Genomic DNA, 17,355 nt, shown 5'->3' with positions numbered 1-17,355 from the left:
TGGTTTCTTTACTTTACCGTTTTTTTCTATTTCAACATAGGCTTAAGAAAGCGTGCTGTGTGTGAACCTTCGATCTGCGCCACATCTTCGGGCGTTCCTTGAGCAATAATTTCGCCGCCGCCTTGTCCACCTTCTGGCCCTAAGTCGATCACCCAGTCTGCGGTTTTAATCACATCTAAGTTGTGTTCAATCACCACCACGGTATTGCCGTGGTCGCGTAGGCGATGCAGTACGGTCAAGAGCTGTTGGATATCATGGAAGTGTAAGCCTGTCGTTGGCTCATCCAAAATGTACAAGGTTTTTCCTGTATCGCGTTTTGATAGTTCACGAGCCAGTTTGACGCGTTGAGCTTCGCCCCCTGACAATGTCGTCGCCGCTTGTCCGAGGCGTATGTAGGATAAACCCACGTCAATCAAAGTCTTGAGTTTGCGAGCGATCATCGGTACGGGCTCAAAAAAAGCGTAAGCATCTTCGACGGTCATCTCCAACACTTCATCAATCGCTTTGCCTTTGTAGCGGACTTCCAATGTTTCACGATTATAGCGTTTGCCCTTACACACATCGCATGGCACGTAAACATCGGGTAAAAAGTGCATTTCAACCTTAATCACACCATCACCTTGGCATGCTTCGCAGCGTCCACCGCGTACGTTAAAGCTAAAACGACCCGGTTTATAGCCTCGAGAGCGAGACTCTTGAGTGCCCGAGAATAGCTCTCGGATCGGTGTGAAAATGCCTGTATAGGTGGCCGGGTTTGAGCGGGGAGTTCGGCCTATCGGGCTTTGGTCAATGTCGATGACCTTATCAAAATGCTCTAACCCTTTGATTTTTTGATATGGAGCAGGCGTTGCTGTGGTGGCTCCATTTAAGGCCGTATGAGCAATTTTAAAAAAGGTATCATTAATTAAGGTTGATTTACCGGAGCCTGAAACTCCGGTTACGCAGCTAAATAAACCAACAGGAATTGATAAATCAACCGTCTTGAGGTTGTTACCCGACGCGCCGATAAGCTCCACCGTTTTCTTGGGATCTCTCGGGGTACGCACGGTAGGAATCGCAATTTTTTTCGCGCCGCTCAGGTACTGTCCCGTGAGCGAATTAGGGTTGGAAATAATGTCATTCACATTCCCTTCTGCGACGACTTGCCCACCATGCACACCAGCGCCGGGGCCAATATCAATTACATGATCGGCCATACGAATCGCGTCTTCGTCATGCTCTACAACTAATACCGTGTTGCCTAGATCGCGTAAATGTGTGAGCGTTTTTAATAGCCGTTCGTTATCACGCTGGTGGAGCCCAATCGATGGCTCATCTAAGACGTACATTACCCCAACGAGTCCAGCGCCAATTTGGCTCGCTAAGCGAATCCGTTGTGCTTCGCCTCCTGATAGGGTTTCAGCACTCCGAGAAAGGTTGAGATAATTCAATCCAACGTTGACGAGGAAATGCAAACGGTCATTGATCTCTTTCATTACTTTTTCAGCAATTTGTGCTCGTTGGCCTTCTAAATCAAGAGATTGGAAAAATTGCAAGGCATCGGCAATGCTCAGTTCCACCACTTCCGGGAGTGCGGTGTCATTGATAAATACGTTGCGAGCTTCGATGCGTAAACGGGTGCCATTACAACTGGTACAAGGCTTAGTCGAGATGTATTTCACCAAATCTTCACGGACAGAGTTAGATTCTGTATCGCGATAACGCCGTTCAAGTGTATTGAGAATGCCTTCAAACGGATGGCGTTTAACCCGAATATCACCACGGTCATTAATGTAGTTAAACTCAATCTCAGTTTTCCCCGAGCCTTTCAAGATGATTTCCTGAACCTTTTTAGGCAGTTTGTTAAATGGGGTGTGTAAATCAAAATCATAATGCGCAGCGAGTGACGTGAGCATCTGGAAGTAGTAGTAATTTTTCTGATCCCAGCCACGAATCGCTCCTTGCGCGAGGCTGAGTTGGCTATCTTGGATAACGCGTTCAGGGTCAAAATATTGTTGTACGCCTAAACCATCACAGGTGTGGCATGCGCCCGCTGGGTTATTAAATGAGAACAGCCGAGGCTCTAACTCCTGCATACTGTAGCCACAGTGTGGACAAGCAAAATTGGCTGAGAATACAATCTGTTCGCCTTCACCATCCATATCAGTAACCACAGCAATACCGCCTGACAACTCGAGCGCTGTCTCAAAGGATTCGGCTAGGCGCTGCTGTAGGTCAGGACGAACTTTAAAGCGATCAACCACCACTTCAATGGTGTGCTTTTTGTGCAGCTCAAGGGTTGGTGGATCAGTCAGATCGCACGTTTCACCATCAATGCGGGCACGGATAAAACCTTGCGCGGCCAAGTTTTCCAGCGTTTTAACGTGTTCACCTTTGCGCTCTTTCACAATCGGTGCAAGCAGCATCAGTTTTGAGCCTTCAGCTAATTCCAACACCTTATCAACCATTTGGCTGATGGTTTGAGCGCGAAGTGGCACTTTGTGCTCTGGGCAGCGCGGCTCACCGACTCGCGCATAAAGCAGACGCAAGTAGTCATAAACTTCGGTAATGGTGCCAACCGTAGAACGAGGGTTATGCGAGGTTGATTTTTGTTCAATAGAGATAGCCGGTGAAAGACCTTCAATATGGTCAACATCCGGTTTTTCCATCAAAGATAAAAATTGGCGTGCATAGGCAGACAGCGATTCAACATAGCGGCGTTGGCCCTCTGCGTAGAGTGTATCAAAGGCGAGAGACGACTTCCCCGAGCCTGATAGCCCTGTAATCACCGTTAGTTTATCGCGTGGAATGGTCAGGTTGATATTTTTCAGGTTGTGGGTTCGAGCGCCCCTAACTTCAATTTTGTCCATCATCTAGGCTCTATGTAACACAAGTTAAGCAAGTATTGCATAGTGTGAGTTTTGTGCAAATAGGTACTGGATAAAAAAACAGTAAATAAAAACCACGGGACTTGCCGTGGTTTTTATTGGGGAGACGCTAGGTTACTAACGCATTAGGTGACTAACGCATTCGGTTACTTAAGCTTTATGAGTCGAATGTTTATCCAACGCGACTTTTTGTTCGTTCTTTTTGTACATGTTTTCAAAGCAGTAGTTAGTGGCTTCGATATAGCCTTCTACGCTACCACAGTCAAAGCGTTGGCCTTTGAATTTATACGCCAATACACAGCCTGATTGCGCTTGTTTGAGTAGCGCGTCGGTAATTTGAATTTCGCCACCTTTACCCGGCTCTGTTTGCTCAATCAGATCAAAAATATCTGGGGTTAAAATGTAGCGACCAATGATGGCTAAATTGCTTGGTGCGGTGCCTGGTTCTGGTTTTTCAACCATGTCATCCACTCGGAACAGATCGTCTTTGATCATTTCACCGGAAATAACACCGTATTTATGTGTTTCATTTTCAGGCACTTCTTGAACGGCAACAATTGAGCAGCGGAACTGTTTATACAGAGCGACCATTTGTGCCAAAACCCCTTTTTCTTGATTGACACATAAGTCATCGGCCAGCACCACCGCAAAAGGTTCATCGCCGACTAATTCTCGACCCGTTAAAATCGCATGGCCTAAACCTTTCATTTCACGTTGACGAATGTAGGTGAAGTTGGCGGTATCAATGATTTCACGAATATCAACCAGTAGCTCTTCTTTGTTGGTGCCACTAATTTGATGCTCTAGCTCATAGTTTTTATCGAAGTGATCCATGATCGAGTGTTTTCCACGCCCAGTCACAATACACATCCCGGTCATTCCAGCTTGAATCGCCTCTTCAACACCATATTCGATCAAGGGTTTATTGACGACTGGCATCATCTCTTTAGGCATTGATTTGGTCGCTGGAAGAAAACGTGTACCGTAGCCAGCGGCTGGGAATAGGCATTTTTTGATCATGCTATAACCTTATTTTTATTTGAATTGTTAATTGATGGCGCAACCTTATCATGCTTTATGAAACGCTATCACCACTAAAGCGGTGAACTCAGTTAAATTCTGCGTGAAAGCACATAATTAAGACAGAATATTTTGATTGGCCCACGCAATCGCTTGGACCCTATTTTTGACCGATAGCTTTTTGAATATTTGGTAGAGATGTGATTTGACCGTGAATTCACTGATGAATAAATCTTCCGACATTTGGTTATTCGATGCGCCAGTTTGTAAGCAGCGGAGGATCTGTATTTCGCGGGCGGTTAAGTCTGTAATCACTTGAGCAGTATGGGATTCAAACGCGTAGCGATAGTAGTGCAGTAACTGGCTTACAGCGTGTCTGGGTAGCCAATTTTGTCCGTTAATGATTTCACCAAGCCCAAATGCAATTTTATCTAGGGTGTCATTTTTATAAAATAGCCCCTTTAAATGGCCAAAGGTTAGTAAGTCATTCGTGGTTAATCTTTGCAACACATTGATAAGGATCGTTTCATGATGCTGACTGCTTAATGGGCAGTTTCCCAAGCGTTGCTGCAGTAGCGCATAATCGGCATGGTCAATCATCAATATTTTGTGTTTATCTGGACAATACGTTTGGCGCAGGATTTCAGGCTCAATTTTCGGAATGGGCAGTCCAAGCCGATCGGTTAAATGGTCAATATAAGGGTGTTCTTGTTCTTTATCTAAGCAAAGAAAGTAAATGGTGCGGGTATAGTTTGCTTTTCTCATGGTCACTTCCTGTTGACGAGAATGTTAGACAACTGTCTAGAAAATGACGGAAATTAGGTTATAAAGCCAACGAGATAAATAAAATTGCGCTTAGTTTCATATAGTAAGGTAACTGAGTGTTTTGTCATCCTTAAATTAGAGGTGGCGGTTCTAAAAAATAGGAAATTGAGCAAGATTGTGAGATGAATTTTGACAACTATTTCTGTGAAGATTTGTGCCTCGCATAAAGCGTGGTATCCTAGTCAGCTATTTAAAGAACACTCATGATGGAAGACGGAGCAAAACATGGCAAGCCGTGGAGTAAATAAAGTTATTTTAGTGGGTAACCTAGGTAACGACCCAGAAATTCGTTATATGCCTGGTGGCGCTGCTGTGGCAAATATCACCATTGCAACGTCAGATTCATGGCGTGATAAAGCAACTGGCGAGCAACGCGAAAAAACCGAATGGCACCGTGTTGCGCTGTTTGGCAAATTAGCCGAAGTGGCTGGTGAATACTTACGTAAAGGTTCACAAGTGTACATTGAAGGTCAGCTACAAACTCGTAAGTGGCAAGATCAAAGTGGACAAGATCGTTATACCACCGAAGTTGTCGTACAAGGGTTTAATGGTGTGATGCAAATGTTGGGTGGCCGTGCTCAAGGTGGTGCTCCAGCACAAGGTGGAATGCCACAACAACAGCAACAAGGTGGCGGATGGGGGCAACCTCAGCAGCCTGCGATGCAAAAGCAACCACAGCAACAGCAGCAGTCAGCTCCTCAACAGGCTCAACCTCAGTATAATGAACCACCAATGGATTTTGATGACGACATCCCATTCTGACGGTTACTTGAGATCTAGTTTTGTTAAGTTTGATTATTTAAATTAAATATAACAAGGGTTTGAGATAAAAAGTTTACAGTGAGTCTTGCAACTTCTGTAAACTTTTTTTATGCTAATATTATGGTTCTGAGTTACCTTGAGTATTTGTTAAGTTTAAGTGGATTTAAGGACGCAATGAAGACAAAAGTATTTCAAATGGCGAGTGGAGAAAGCTACTCAATTCTTTTAGGTGAGGATGGTATGCCATTGCCTTACCATAACCTCTTTGTCACCCTGCATTACCGAAATCAATCAAAAGCAAGTAACACCTGTTCTCGTGTTTTTGATCACCTTAGCTTTCTTGAGGAAATTTGTCGGTTTGAAAATATTGATTTGATTGAACGATGTAAAACGGGTGATTTTCTGACAAAGAAAGAGTTTGAGAACATTAAGAAACACTCAAAGCTTACAGTGGCGTCATTCCGTGAAATGGTTGCGAGACATAAATCCTCTAATGTTGTGAGCATCAAGGAAAATAAACTTGAAACGGCAAGAGCCAATTTTGTCGTCAATCCTGAGGGGGACATCTCCCCCCACACGACATACAACCGACTAACTGTGTTTGCGCAATTTATTGGCTGGCTCGAAGAAGAATTGTTTCCCTCTAAAGATTCCACGGCTGAGATCGAACTCAAGAAAATGAGGGGTGACAAGTTTGGCACCAGTGATGAAGCTCTTGATTGGGGAAACTGGCGCTCTCTAGAGCCAATTGAAAAAATTCGAGTCCTTGATGTGGTTCACCCTGACTCCTCAGAGAATCCTTGGAAATCAGAATCTGTTCGATATCGCAATCAACTTATCGTAAACATGTTTTTTGCTATTGGCTGTCGCCGTGGAGAACTGCTTAAAATCAGAGTAAAAACAGACAGCAATCAATCTGATATCAGAAAGCGTGACAAAGACGGTCGTTACTTCGTTATGCTCCGCTCACAAACTGACTACAGCGACAAACGCAAGCACAGACCAGAAGGTAAGACCATGGGGCGATTCGTCCCAATGGATAAACGTTTGGCGGATATGTATGAAAACTACCTTATCCATCACCGTCCTAATGCTGCTGGATCTGAGTATATCGAGTACCTGTTCGTTACTCATAACCATAAAGTGCAAACTAACACTGCCTTATCAATGGCTCAGGTAAATAAGATTTTTCGTGATATTTCTGATGTGGTTGGCTTTAGGGTTCACCCCCATGGGATACGTCATACTTGGAACGATGAATACAGTAGGTTTGCAGATAAACGCATTGCTGAAGGAAAAACAACGGAAGCCAAGTCGGAAGCCGATAGGCGAAAATTGATGGGCTGGAGTGAAGATTCCAGTAGCGCAAAACGTTACTCAAAACGACATGATGATAAACGTGCAATGGACATGGCGTTAGACCTTCAAGAAGAAGAGTCAACCACCATAAATTCAATCGTCCAACAACGTGATGAAGATGTTTGGACAGGGGAATAATAAAAATGAATCACCATCATGTGAATTTTGACTTTGCTAACGAAAGCAAGGTCACAACATGTATGTCATACAATGGCTTTGAATTTAATTACCTTTCAGATCGATGGACTCTAAATCGGGATGTCACGGTATTGGTGGATTTCTTAGATTCATTTGTACAGCCGCTACAAGAGGATATTCGAGAAGTACTGGTATTTTATGCTGAAACTTCATCTGCTAAACACACCCAAAATATATCCGTGCAGCTTAAGCTTTACCAAACGATAACAGGTCAAAATGACTTAACTGAACAGGGGGTTGCATCCTTTAAAAATGCATTACCTAAGAAGGAGTGGTACAAGGTATCGGTTGTTCGGGGAATGCTGCGACAAATGCGCTATTTGGGGCTGGATAAACATATTGATGATGCAGTGTTCAAGCTGACTGATCAATGGAGTTTAGGTGGCAATGATAAAGGGGTTGCTGTACTTACTCTTGACCCTGAAACAGGGCCATTCAGTGATTTAGAGTTTCAAGCAATTGGTTTACATGCTGCTCATCGATATGCTGAAGGGGCGCTTAGAACAGATGAGTATGCTTGTCTCTCTATGTTTAAGGCATCCGGTCGTCGTCCTGTTCAGATTGCATCTATCAAGTGTAAAGACTTTTCTTATTCGACCAATTATACCGGATCTCCAACGTATGTGGTGCTGATTCCTAGGGCAAAAGTACGTGGAGGAAAGTTCCGTAGTATCCTAAAGCCTTATGCTTTAGTGAATTCGGTCGCACAGGTTGTTGAGCTACATATCAAAGAGCAAACAGCTAAGGTGGAAGCAGCTTTAGGGCGGAAAATGACGCTTGAAGAAAAAGGTGAACTACCTTTGTTTATCGATGTTGGCACCACTGTAGAAATTCAATCAATACCTCCAAATTCATTAATGGACTATCTCAAATCCGAACTGCCGCATATTAAAACAAGCAACCTAACGAGTAAGCTAAACAGTGCGGTCAAAAAGCTGAAAGTCATCAGTGAGCGAACTGGCGAACCTTTAAAGTCAACAAGCTACCGTTTTCGCTACACCTTGGGTTCCAGAGCGGCTAGGGAGGGGGCTGGTATACTTACTATTGCCAACTTGCTTGACCATTCTGATACACAAAATGTAAAAGTGTATGTTGCTAACGCCCCTGAGCATGCAGTGCATATTTCAAAAATCATGAACCAACCTCTGGCTCGTTATGCCTCTGCTTTCGCAGGCAAACTGGTTGAAGACGAGGCTGAAGCCAATACAGAAAATGCAGGTGCGGCACGCATTCCATGTCGAGAAAAAGACTGCGAGGTCGGTTCATGCGGCTCAAGCAGTTTTTGCCAAGATTATGCCCCTATCGCTTGCTATTTATGCCCTAAATTCCGTCCGTGGGCACATGCTCCGCATCACCTAATCCTCGAATGGTTGGTTGAAGAGCGAGATCGATTAAAAGTAGATACTAATGGCGACATGCAAATCGTTTCAATCAATGACAATGCCATTCTAGCGGTATGCCAAGTAATCCAGCTATGTAGGGAGCATAACAATGGCTGATGTATTGATTTTTAAGCCTAAGCACGAGCTTGAGCATACGAAAAACCAAGCCGATTTCATCGAATTAGGACGTCAGATAGCGCCATTAAGCAAGAAGTATGTCTACGATGAAAATTACTGGCCTGATGTAGGTAACTTCACCATTTTTGGTGCCAATAGCCGACAAAAAAATCCAGATGAGTTACTGGATGAATCTTTAATTCCCTTTGCAAAAGCTTACGTTACCTATGGCGGCGGAACCACATCAGGCATCAACCTTAAATTCCAAGCCTTACGCGCAATCAATGCTGCTTGGCTGCGACTACACAAGGGCGAAGATTTTGAAACCACTAAGCTTACGGGGAAGGACTTTGATGCAGCTCAGCGCGCAGCTAAGGAATCGTTAAGTGCAGGAGCTGCTTATCAGGCTGGGTGTGGTTTAAATAAACTTCTCAACTTCTTGATTGAGTACAAATTAGTGAAGCCATTTAAGTGGAAGAGTGGACTCAAAAAGCCTGCTGAAAATGCGACAGGGGATGATGCTGACAAGAGAAGGCAAGACAAAATGCCTGACGAAAATGCGTTGATGGCTCTCGCCTCCATCAATGCTCAAAAAACAGAAGACTTAAGTCCTCGGGATATTTTCACGACATCTACGATAACCTTGTTGCTGGCTGCCCCAAACCGTGGTTCAGAGCCTCTGTACTTGCTTTCCGACCCCATTCATACCGATGAGCTGAAAGTTTGGGAAGTGCTAAAAATGGATGGCTTCACTAAGGAGGATGTTAAGGACATCCTTAAATACCAAAAAGAGAACGGTATTGTATTTGAGACTGACAATGGTGCCGTATTTGACAGGGCTGGGAATGAAACCGAAGATTCTCAGGATGCTGACGATGAAGAGCTAGACCTTACCGCAACCATCCAAATTAAAGGTATAAAATGGTATTCGGGTAAGGACTTTGGGCACGCACACAAGTGGATTCCTACGTGTATGTACGGTGTTGTAGAAGCTGCGGTAGAGCGTTTGAGAGCAAAATCAGAGCCTGCACGAAAGTTTGCAAAGATGCTAGAAGAAAGTTCGTGCTTTCCACGGCACGAGCTTTGTCCTGACGTCCCTGAAGACCAACTCCTAACGATGGATGAAGCTGCAATGGCACTTGGGTTGGATTCGTCAAGGTATGGTGACCTTTCTGATGCAAAAAATTGCAGAAAGTGGCGAACATCTAGAAACCATTTCCTAAAGCGTAAGGGTATCTTAACTGAAGATTACCAAGTTACGCTCCGAGATTTAAATGTAATCCTTCGAAAAGATCTTCCAGAGGGCTTCCCTTACATACCATTTGATAACGGTAATGGACATGTAAAAGTAAAATGGTCAGAGGCTTTGTATGCTGGTTTTGCCAATTGCTTGGACACTGCAAAATCAACCATTTCTACCGAGTTGTACATTCCAACCATTAATACGTTGAATGAAGACCTTGCTCCAACGAAAAAAAAGAACAGAACCACAGGAGAGCTAGCGACAGGTGTGCGTTCAGTTTTTCAGCGTTGGGGGCATGGTGATTTGAGCATGACCTCGCATCAAATCCGTCACATGCTAGACACCATGGCGGCAGTCAATGGAATGGATGGAGAGCAACGTGCTAAATGGGCTATGCGAAGCGATCCTAGGCACAATCGTTATTACGACCATACAACTCCGGAGGAGTATGGTGCGGACTTTATTGAAGACCGAGAGGCAGACCTTGTCTCACAGGGTTTGATGGAGAATCCAACAACAGGCACTATACAAATTCAGGTGCAGGTGGCGACCCCCAGAACAGTGCAAGAATTGAACACCAAGACGGCTTTAACCGCACATACAAACGAATTTGGCATGTGTGTGACGTCTTATATGGAAGAGGTTTGCACTAAATATCGCGACTGTATTAACTGCGACCAGCAAGTTTGTGTAAAAGGCGATGACGGCAAATGTGAGCGCATTCGTAAGCGTCTAAAAGAGGAGAAAAAACTTCTCAAAATGGACAAAAAAGCGGTTGATGATGGTGTTCAAGGGGCTAGGCAGTTCTATGAGCGCAGGAAATTGACCACAGAGCGCTGTGAGCAACTGCTTGCCATGATGGAAGACCCAAGTATCGAGGATGGATCTCTAATCAGGCTGCTTAACGTAGAGGATGTTACCCAGTTGGATCGTGCGATGGATGCGAATGGTAAAAAGCGTTTACCTAAGATTGAAAACTTTCAGCGCATCAAAGAGAGCCAGAAAATTATCGTCACGGTTGATGAAATGATTGGTATTGAGAACAATCCGTCATCATTTGATGATGAACTATTTGATGCTTTAGATGAAATGGATGCAATAGATTTTTTTGAGGATTGATTATTGTGGCTAAACACTTAACAGACACTGATATTAGCAATGTTTGTGAGCTTCTAGATGATTGGCCCACGGACTCTAAGCTGACATGGGATAGATTGGTAGAGGCAGTAGCACATGATTACAAGCTTTCTACCACGAGGCAAACACTGCAAAAGCAGGTACGTATCAAGCGCGCATTTAATGAGGTTAAGGCGCTTGTCTCGGGTAATTCTCCTAAGGCTGTTGCTGCACGAAATAGACACCTTCCATCCAGTTTGAAGGCTGCGGCTGATCAACTAGAAAAGCGGGAACGAACCATTGCGCGACTTGAAGCCGAGAACAACAGACTACTTGAGCAATTCCATACTTGGTTGTACAACGCCACCCAGCATGGAATTACGATTGAGCAACTAAACGAACCATTGGAAACTAAACAAGAAAAATGAGTGCTCAATGAGCAAAGCAACTACGGAAGTTCAAGGCTCGCAAGTTGATGAATATTTAGCTAAGTTCATGTCATGGAAAGAAATACAGTCTGCCACTGATGTGGCAGAAAAATGAGCCGTGGTGTAAAAAACTAAATAGAACAGAAGTTCTAAGCGTGTAGTGAATTAGTCTGAATAAAATCTTTCAGCTTCGTCACCTCGATGTGACTTGAACTGACAGGTCATTCTAAATCGATTTTGCCCCATTCAAAGCTAGAACCGTACCGTGCCTCATTTCTATACGTTGTGAATTGAACTATTTTTTCTTATGTTACAAAGTGTCTATCAATTTGGTGGTAATTCAATCGCCGTAAATTTAGTGACTCTGTATAATGACCCGAAAGCGAATTCCAATAAAAGCAGAGAGATATGTGTGGTGCTAACAGTAACCTACTATTTGTTCGATGATACCCAAACTGCAAAACCAGCGGTGCTTGGTGTGGAGTCTTATACCAACATTAACGAGATACTTCTTCCTGACTCATCTAATACCAATGTCACTATCACTTGCTATTTCGAAGGACACACAACATACCGATGGATTGTCAAAGCTGTTGAATTAAAAGGGAGTAGTGTGTCTGTTCGTCTCACGCCAAGAGATACAGAAGGTGAGATATTCTTGAAACAGACCATGAAGCGAGTTCATAAATCAGCGATGCAACTGTTACGTTTTGGGACAATTGTAGAGGTCGATTTCGGGTTCAAACCTAAGATTTATAAAGGAACTGATAAACAAACCTCTGCCAAGCGATACCCTGATGTAGTACAACATCTCGAGTTGTACAAAAGAAGACCCGCGATTGTCTTGAAGACAACACATAGGGGGGTGCAAGTGATTCCTTTGACTTCACAAGAACCAGAAGACTATGCAAAAAATCATTCGGTTTTTAAACTAAGTGAAGATAGTCTCATGGATTGTACCCAATTGGGAAAAGGGTCATATGTACTTTCCCACTTAGTTCAAACAGTCGGTTATAGCCGCATTCTCCCACCATTGAGCAGATATAGATCTAATCAGTCACAACGGCTAGAAACTTACAGAGTACGAATCAGCCCTGATGATGAAAAATGTCTCAAAACAGCTTTAGCCCACAATGTTGGCCTTGGTGATTATTACGATAACAAGAAGTTATTGAACTGTAAAAAACAGTTAGTCAAAGAGCTTACTGACGATAACGAAAAACTAGTGAGCACCATGTCAGAACTTACGTTTGAGAGTAATGGTCTAAAGCAAGAGCTTGCACGAATCCGACAGGAACACTCAACTCTGCGAGAGTTACTGAAAGATCAGTATCTTCGTGCTAATCTATACACTACCGAGGAAGTGGATAAACAGATCGACAACGAGTTAATCGAGTTCGCAGAAGTAGTAACCCCTTGACTACTTAAGGCTCTTTTAATATACTCCCCTTATTGGTTTGAGATTTAGAGACGGCACTCTCTCAAACGACGCTGAAAAATTGCCCTGCCGACGAAAACAAAGAACTTTCTTTCAAAAAAACCGCCTATTGGCGGTTTTTTTGTCCCAATTCCAAGCCAATGTTTTTATCTGTGCCAATTGTAGTTGGTATGACCGCAATTGGTAATCAATAGCTGTAGTAACTGAAATTGATAAGTGTAACAGAGCGATTTTCATAACTAGGCTAATTCATAACTTTCTAATTTTGAAAAGTTGCCGATACAGTTTTGTCCCTACTCGTATCAGGTCGATCTGTTCTGCCACGTTTATGCCCCAAAACGTTCTGGAGCAATAGAGCATTCATACACTGGCAATACTAATTTGCCTTACTGATAGTAATCTAGATGTTTCTCGACGAATAACAGGTTATCTCTCACATTATATTTTTTGGTTAAAGTTGCGTAGTAATACGAGGTAAAGTCTATCAAAAATCTTTTCCGAACAATGATATAAGCCTGTATAATCGCCTAGTGGCATAAAAATGAGGTTTGTATGTCGGATTTTAGAATCAATAAGTCGATTAATGCATTTGTAGCCGATCACATTGACTTGCATAAAGACACTGTTCAAAAAGGACGAAACAGTCGAAATTGGCTGCTTGATCAACTTGAGTCGATGGCTCAGAAAGTGGAGCATTTTCCTCCTAGATACACAGATAGACACAAAGGATTTGGTTCATTTCATAGAAGCACAAAAAAACAACCTTTAGACGATATAGATCAGCTGTTTTGCTTTTCAGCACGAGGAGATATGCATTACTCGGAGGTGGGAAGTACTGTTTATATCAATATAGCTGGTGATAATGAGATATATGGGCATCTAACCAGTACCAATGACAATACAAAATTAAGTTCTATCAAAATGGTTAACCTTATGGTTAGCTCTTTAGATAGTATTGGTCAATATAAAAATACACCTCACAGGAATGGTGAAGCCGCGACTTTACAAGCTGCTGCTTACGATTGGAACTTTGATATCGTGCCTTGCTTCTTTACAGCGGCAGATGCAAACGGTAAAGACTACTACTTAATTCCGGATGGAAGTGGTAATTGGAAAAAAACTGACCCTAGGGAAGATAAAAACCGTTCTGCTCGGATTAATCAGTCTCATAGAGGACAAATATTACAGCTAATCCGAATAATAAAATACTGGAATAAACGACAAACGATGGCGACTATGGGCTCTTACCTTTTAGAGAATATGGTTCTCGATTACTTTGAAAACAATAAACCTTCTGAGGAATATATTGAGTTTTCAATACGTGCAATTTTTGACTACATTGCAAATGCTGTCTATTTCCCTGTAAATGACCCCAAAGGTATTCAAGGAAACTTAAACAATCTTGACTTCGACAAAATGAAGTCGATCAGCGAGAGAGCTAAACTTGACTCTTTAAGGCTACATAATGCTGATCAATATGAGTTTTCTAATCCGGATAAAGCAATCAACGAACTAAAAGCCATTTTTGGCTCTGACTTTGTTGGGTAGGTTGACCAAAAGTGAATTTAATTAATCAGAGACAAAACGAACGCTCCTCAATCGAGTTACTTGCTGCGCAAAGGAACGTGTACTCTTCTGCAAAATGGCTATTAGGTATTTATGCAACTCTGGCTATACCATTTTTAATCGGCCTAAATACATTAGGAAAGCATTATGCATTAGAGATGTTGAAGCTAGATTTGACTAACTGGATAGCTATTTTTGCTTTAACGTTGACGTTGTTTGATGTGCTATGGCTAAAAAGCAAAGTGGTCCAATTGCAGGAGAAAGCCGCAACGATCCAAGAGCAATTTGATCGATATGTTTATAATTTGCATTGGGACCCGATTATTGTAGGTGCTAAGGTGTCCAGTCATGACATTAGTAAACAAGCTAGTAGCTATTCAAAATCTCATGATATTAACAGACTGTCTAACTGGTACTCAGTTGAGGTTTCCAACCATCATGAGAGAAAAGGAATACTCTTATGCCAAAGTGAGAATTTGGGATGGGATATAGAACTTAGAACTTCTTATATTTTTTACGTTAGCTTATTTATAATTGCATACATCTTTGCAATCCTTGGTACTGCTCTTCACAAAGAGGCATCATTAACCGAGTTTATAATGTCCTACATTATTCCAAGCATGCCTTTGTTAACCTATTTCAGAGGTGTCTACATAGAGCAGCGTCGAGCTATTGATGCAAAGAAAGCGTTGAGTGAAAGTTTGGACAATGCATTATCCCAACCACGAGTATCGAAAAAAACAATAGAAAGCATCCAGTTTCAGATATATACAAATAGAAAGTCGAACCCTCTGATATTTGATTGGTTTAATCACCTCAAATCAAAAAAACTACAAGAACTAGTAACTAGAGTTACTCAAGGACGATAAAATGAATAGCCACCGACTTGATAGACATGCTTCAGTTAGACTCTGGGCTGCCCAACCTCACCTTATCCGAAACTGACAGTTTAGAGCGCAAACTCTAGCAAATTTCTGCCCCTTTATTGGTTCCGTCTAACAAACTTGTGATTTCAATCAGTCGCAATTTACCCAAATATAGCTCATGTGACGTTAATGATAGTTATGCGTTGAGAGTGAAATTTTAATTGGCTTGGTAAGTCACTTCGGGACAAGAGCGCCTTAGCGCTAATACTCTAAAAAGCTTCTGCCCCAATAAGTTTGTTAGCTCAATACATTGAGGCAGAGGGTGTCAGTTCAATGATTATTTCAGAGAACTGAGCCAAAACATGGAATAGATATGAAATAGAACTGTTCAGCTAATTTCCGGATTGGTTATCCGTAACAATAATTAAACGTTCATCGATTACAGAACCTATCGTGCACAAATTATAGCTTGCTGGTAATCGCACTCTGAAACAGTTTTGAATAAACATGACAAGGACATTGATGAACCACCACTCATCGAGCTTTAACGACAATCAGACGCTCATCAATGGTAGGAGCGCTTGTATAGCTATAGTCAAAAGTAAAGTTATTAGATTCTATGGTTTTATTTGTTTTTCCCCAGAATGTGTCATCTAGAAGCTGAGATTCCATTGGTGCATATATACTTATTAGCGTGTTGAGTGCTTTTTGAGCTTCTCGCTTGTCAGCGTGAATTCCATATCCAACATCCTTCGACCAATCGTTCCACATGAGCTTAACATTAGCCACTTTGCCTGTACCTGCTTTTTCGTTAATGAACCACTTAACTGTTTCTGCTCTTCCTTGTATGCATCCATATAACGCTCCCCAACTCCCTGACGCTGGCGTTATCTTAGGCTCTCGACAATCAAGAGCTTTTGTTGCTAACTTACTTTCTAAAGCAAATGTGTCAAATCCACGTTTTACTGTAGCATTTAATTCTGTCACTTCTTTATCTTCAGGCGATTTTTTAGGAAGCATCCCTACTATCCCAGCAAAGATAATGAAGAAAGTTAACATTTTGATAGACCAATTCGTTTTATTCCACCAAAATCCGATAATAGTTTTAATTAAGTTTTTCATAAGGTTTTGCCTTGTTTATATACTTTATTTCGTCATAACCTGACGTGTCACATTTTACAACTTAAAACCTTCCGTTTCTGTTATCTGCATAACTCCATTTACCTTTTGTAATGTCACCTTTCCATGCCCTGAAGTTTTAACGCTCACTAACGCCTCTCTGGAATCTTTCCGAATACTTCGTGTAATTCCTTATCTAACGTTAACAATCCGTTGTATACCTCTATAGAGTGCGAATTTGATATCCCTTATTTGCCCTAGCTTAGTAAACAATGCCATATTTATAACTGAATAGTCACACCTTCGAGGTAAAAATTATAATCCAAAATGAACAAATTTGAGTTGGTACTCTAACCAATAAATGTCCAATTATGAGTTGGTATACCTTCAGGCTGACAGTGCGGTCTTTTCGTGATTGACCTGCGGATGTGTAAGATCGTGTATGAGTTACTACACTAAAAAACGTTATTAGGCTTACCAACTATTTGTTGGCCAAATCTAAGCCCAAGCATCCTATAAGGCCTTTCTCATGGTTGGACGAGGAAATCAGTTAATGAAATCAGCCACTATTTTTAATAGTTCAGATGCAGGCTTTGCCGAGGTAGGAGTTTTGTAGACCACAACCTTATCGCCGTACTGGACTATAAGGTTTCCGGCATCAGTGAGTGTGACCGATGCGATTGCCTTCTCACCCATCTCGTCTTGTATTATGTGCAGTATGTCTTCCGAAGTCATGAAGTTAACCTCGTGGCCTCAAAGTATGACCCTGAAAAGTAGCTACTGCCAACGATGAATATGTCGTATTTGATTGTTACCTCTCTGGCTAGATTTGTGTGATCTATCTTAGCTTTTAGGCAGTGCTTACATGTTATGAGCCATCGACTCAAAATCTGGGATGACGTTTGGATAGTTAAGTCAAACTCTGCAAAATTCCCTTGTATCCTCACATTATCGACCGTAAACAAATGCAGCGCATCAGTATCTAACAGGCTTAGTTCGTGGATAAGCTCATTCATAGTTTTTCCTTAAAAAGGCTTAGGCAGGCTTGT

At 42.2% G+C, this 17,355-nt stretch carries 13 protein-coding genes; 8 read left to right on the top strand and 5 right to left on the bottom strand.

From position 1 onward, the window contains the following. Positions 1 to 26 precede the first annotated feature (26 nt). From uvrA to AACT23_RS01635, 3 genes are all read right to left on the bottom strand, one after another. Positions 27 to 2,849, bottom strand: a complete 2,823-nt coding sequence (uvrA, locus tag AACT23_RS01645; protein ID WP_026029161.1) for an excinuclease ABC subunit UvrA — start codon at positions 2,847 to 2,849, stop codon at positions 27 to 29. A gap of 168 nt (positions 2,850 to 3,017) precedes the next feature. After that, entirely contained in the window at positions 3,018 to 3,887 is an 870-nt protein-coding gene (gene galU, locus AACT23_RS01640; RefSeq protein ID WP_013857894.1) for a UTP--glucose-1-phosphate uridylyltransferase GalU, read from the bottom strand. A 117-nt stretch (positions 3,888 to 4,004) separates the two neighbouring features. Then, positions 4,005 to 4,652 (bottom strand): LuxR C-terminal-related transcriptional regulator, encoded by a 648-nt coding sequence (locus AACT23_RS01635; protein WP_026027842.1) that lies wholly within the window; start codon positions 4,650 to 4,652, stop codon positions 4,005 to 4,007. A gap of 285 nt (positions 4,653 to 4,937) precedes the next feature. Here AACT23_RS01635 and AACT23_RS01630 point away from each other — a divergent pair, with 285 nt between their 5' ends. The 8 genes from AACT23_RS01630 to AACT23_RS01595 all read left to right on the top strand — a co-directional run bounded on the left by AACT23_RS01630 (position 4,938) and on the right by AACT23_RS01595 (position 15,190). Further along, positions 4,938 to 5,474, top strand: a complete 537-nt coding sequence (locus tag AACT23_RS01630) for a single-stranded DNA-binding protein (protein ID WP_064624271.1) — start codon at positions 4,938 to 4,940, stop codon at positions 5,472 to 5,474. A 174-nt stretch (positions 5,475 to 5,648) separates the two neighbouring features. Further along, complete coding sequence (locus AACT23_RS01625; protein ID WP_094128223.1) at positions 5,649 to 6,971, top strand: tyrosine-type recombinase/integrase; 1,323 nt, start codon at positions 5,649 to 5,651, stop codon at positions 6,969 to 6,971. 5 nt (positions 6,972 to 6,976) lie between these two features. Continuing rightward, positions 6,977 to 8,530: a site-specific integrase gene (locus AACT23_RS01620; protein ID WP_094128220.1), complete on the top strand. Its 1,554-nt coding sequence runs from the start codon at positions 6,977 to 6,979 to the stop codon at positions 8,528 to 8,530. Next, positions 8,523 to 10,892: an integrase gene (locus tag AACT23_RS01615; RefSeq protein ID WP_094128217.1), complete on the top strand. Its 2,370-nt coding sequence runs from the start codon at positions 8,523 to 8,525 to the stop codon at positions 10,890 to 10,892. Before AACT23_RS01620 ends, AACT23_RS01615 begins: the two co-directional genes overlap by 8 nt. A 5-nt stretch (positions 10,893 to 10,897) precedes the next feature. Then, positions 10,898 to 11,317, top strand: coding sequence for a hypothetical protein (locus AACT23_RS01610; RefSeq protein WP_076665050.1), 420 nt, complete (start codon positions 10,898 to 10,900; stop codon positions 11,315 to 11,317). A gap of 307 nt (positions 11,318 to 11,624) precedes the next feature. After that, complete coding sequence (locus AACT23_RS01605) at positions 11,625 to 12,737, top strand: type II toxin-antitoxin system PemK/MazF family toxin (RefSeq protein ID WP_094128214.1); 1,113 nt, start codon at positions 11,625 to 11,627, stop codon at positions 12,735 to 12,737. 570 nt (positions 12,738 to 13,307) lie between these two features. Continuing rightward, positions 13,308 to 14,303, top strand: coding sequence for a hypothetical protein (locus AACT23_RS01600; RefSeq protein ID WP_094128211.1), 996 nt, complete (start codon positions 13,308 to 13,310; stop codon positions 14,301 to 14,303). 11 nt (positions 14,304 to 14,314) lie between these two features. Then, positions 14,315 to 15,190, top strand: coding sequence for an S-4TM family putative pore-forming effector (locus tag AACT23_RS01595; RefSeq protein WP_001904796.1), 876 nt, complete (start codon positions 14,315 to 14,317; stop codon positions 15,188 to 15,190). A 531-nt stretch (positions 15,191 to 15,721) separates the two neighbouring features. Here AACT23_RS01595 and AACT23_RS01590 read toward each other — a convergent pair. Further along, positions 15,722 to 16,309, bottom strand: coding sequence for a hypothetical protein (locus AACT23_RS01590; protein WP_176428654.1), 588 nt, complete (start codon positions 16,307 to 16,309; stop codon positions 15,722 to 15,724). Positions 16,310 to 16,852: 543 nt separating this feature from the next. Then, complete coding sequence (locus AACT23_RS01585) at positions 16,853 to 17,041, bottom strand: hypothetical protein (protein WP_094128208.1); 189 nt, start codon at positions 17,039 to 17,041, stop codon at positions 16,853 to 16,855. Between the last annotated feature and the right edge of the window lie 314 nt (positions 17,042 to 17,355).

The organism is Vibrio sp. V09_P4A23P171, from assembly GCF_963875615.1.
GTDB lineage: Bacteria > Pseudomonadota > Gammaproteobacteria > Enterobacterales > Vibrionaceae > Vibrio > Vibrio anguillarum.
The sequence above is the reverse complement of the archived record's forward strand: the minus strand, read 5'-3'. Positions and strand labels throughout refer to the sequence as shown.

Bases quoted from the DNA above. Each gene is read 5' to 3' on its own strand.
- uvrA (WP_026029161.1), bottom strand. From the start codon at position 2,849: ATGGACAAAATTGAAGTTAGGGGCGCTCGAACCCACAACCTGAAAAAT.
- galU (WP_013857894.1), bottom strand. From the start codon at position 3,887: ATGATCAAAAAATGCCTATTCCCAGCCGCTGGCTACGGTACACGTTTT.
- AACT23_RS01635 (WP_026027842.1), bottom strand. From the start codon at position 4,652: ATGAGAAAAGCAAACTATACCCGCACCATTTACTTTCTTTGCTTAGAT.
- AACT23_RS01630 (WP_064624271.1), top strand. From the start codon at position 4,938: ATGGCAAGCCGTGGAGTAAATAAAGTTATTTTAGTGGGTAACCTAGGT.
- AACT23_RS01625 (WP_094128223.1), top strand. From the start codon at position 5,649: ATGAAGACAAAAGTATTTCAAATGGCGAGTGGAGAAAGCTACTCAATT.
- AACT23_RS01620 (WP_094128220.1), top strand. From the start codon at position 6,977: ATGAATCACCATCATGTGAATTTTGACTTTGCTAACGAAAGCAAGGTC.
- AACT23_RS01615 (WP_094128217.1), top strand. From the start codon at position 8,523: ATGGCTGATGTATTGATTTTTAAGCCTAAGCACGAGCTTGAGCATACG.
- AACT23_RS01605 (WP_094128214.1), top strand. From the start codon at position 11,625: ATGTTACAAAGTGTCTATCAATTTGGTGGTAATTCAATCGCCGTAAAT.
- AACT23_RS01600 (WP_094128211.1), top strand. From the start codon at position 13,308: ATGTCGGATTTTAGAATCAATAAGTCGATTAATGCATTTGTAGCCGAT.
- AACT23_RS01590 (WP_176428654.1), bottom strand. From the start codon at position 16,309: ATGAAAAACTTAATTAAAACTATTATCGGATTTTGGTGGAATAAAACG.
- AACT23_RS01585 (WP_094128208.1), bottom strand. From the start codon at position 17,041: ATGACTTCGGAAGACATACTGCACATAATACAAGACGAGATGGGTGAG.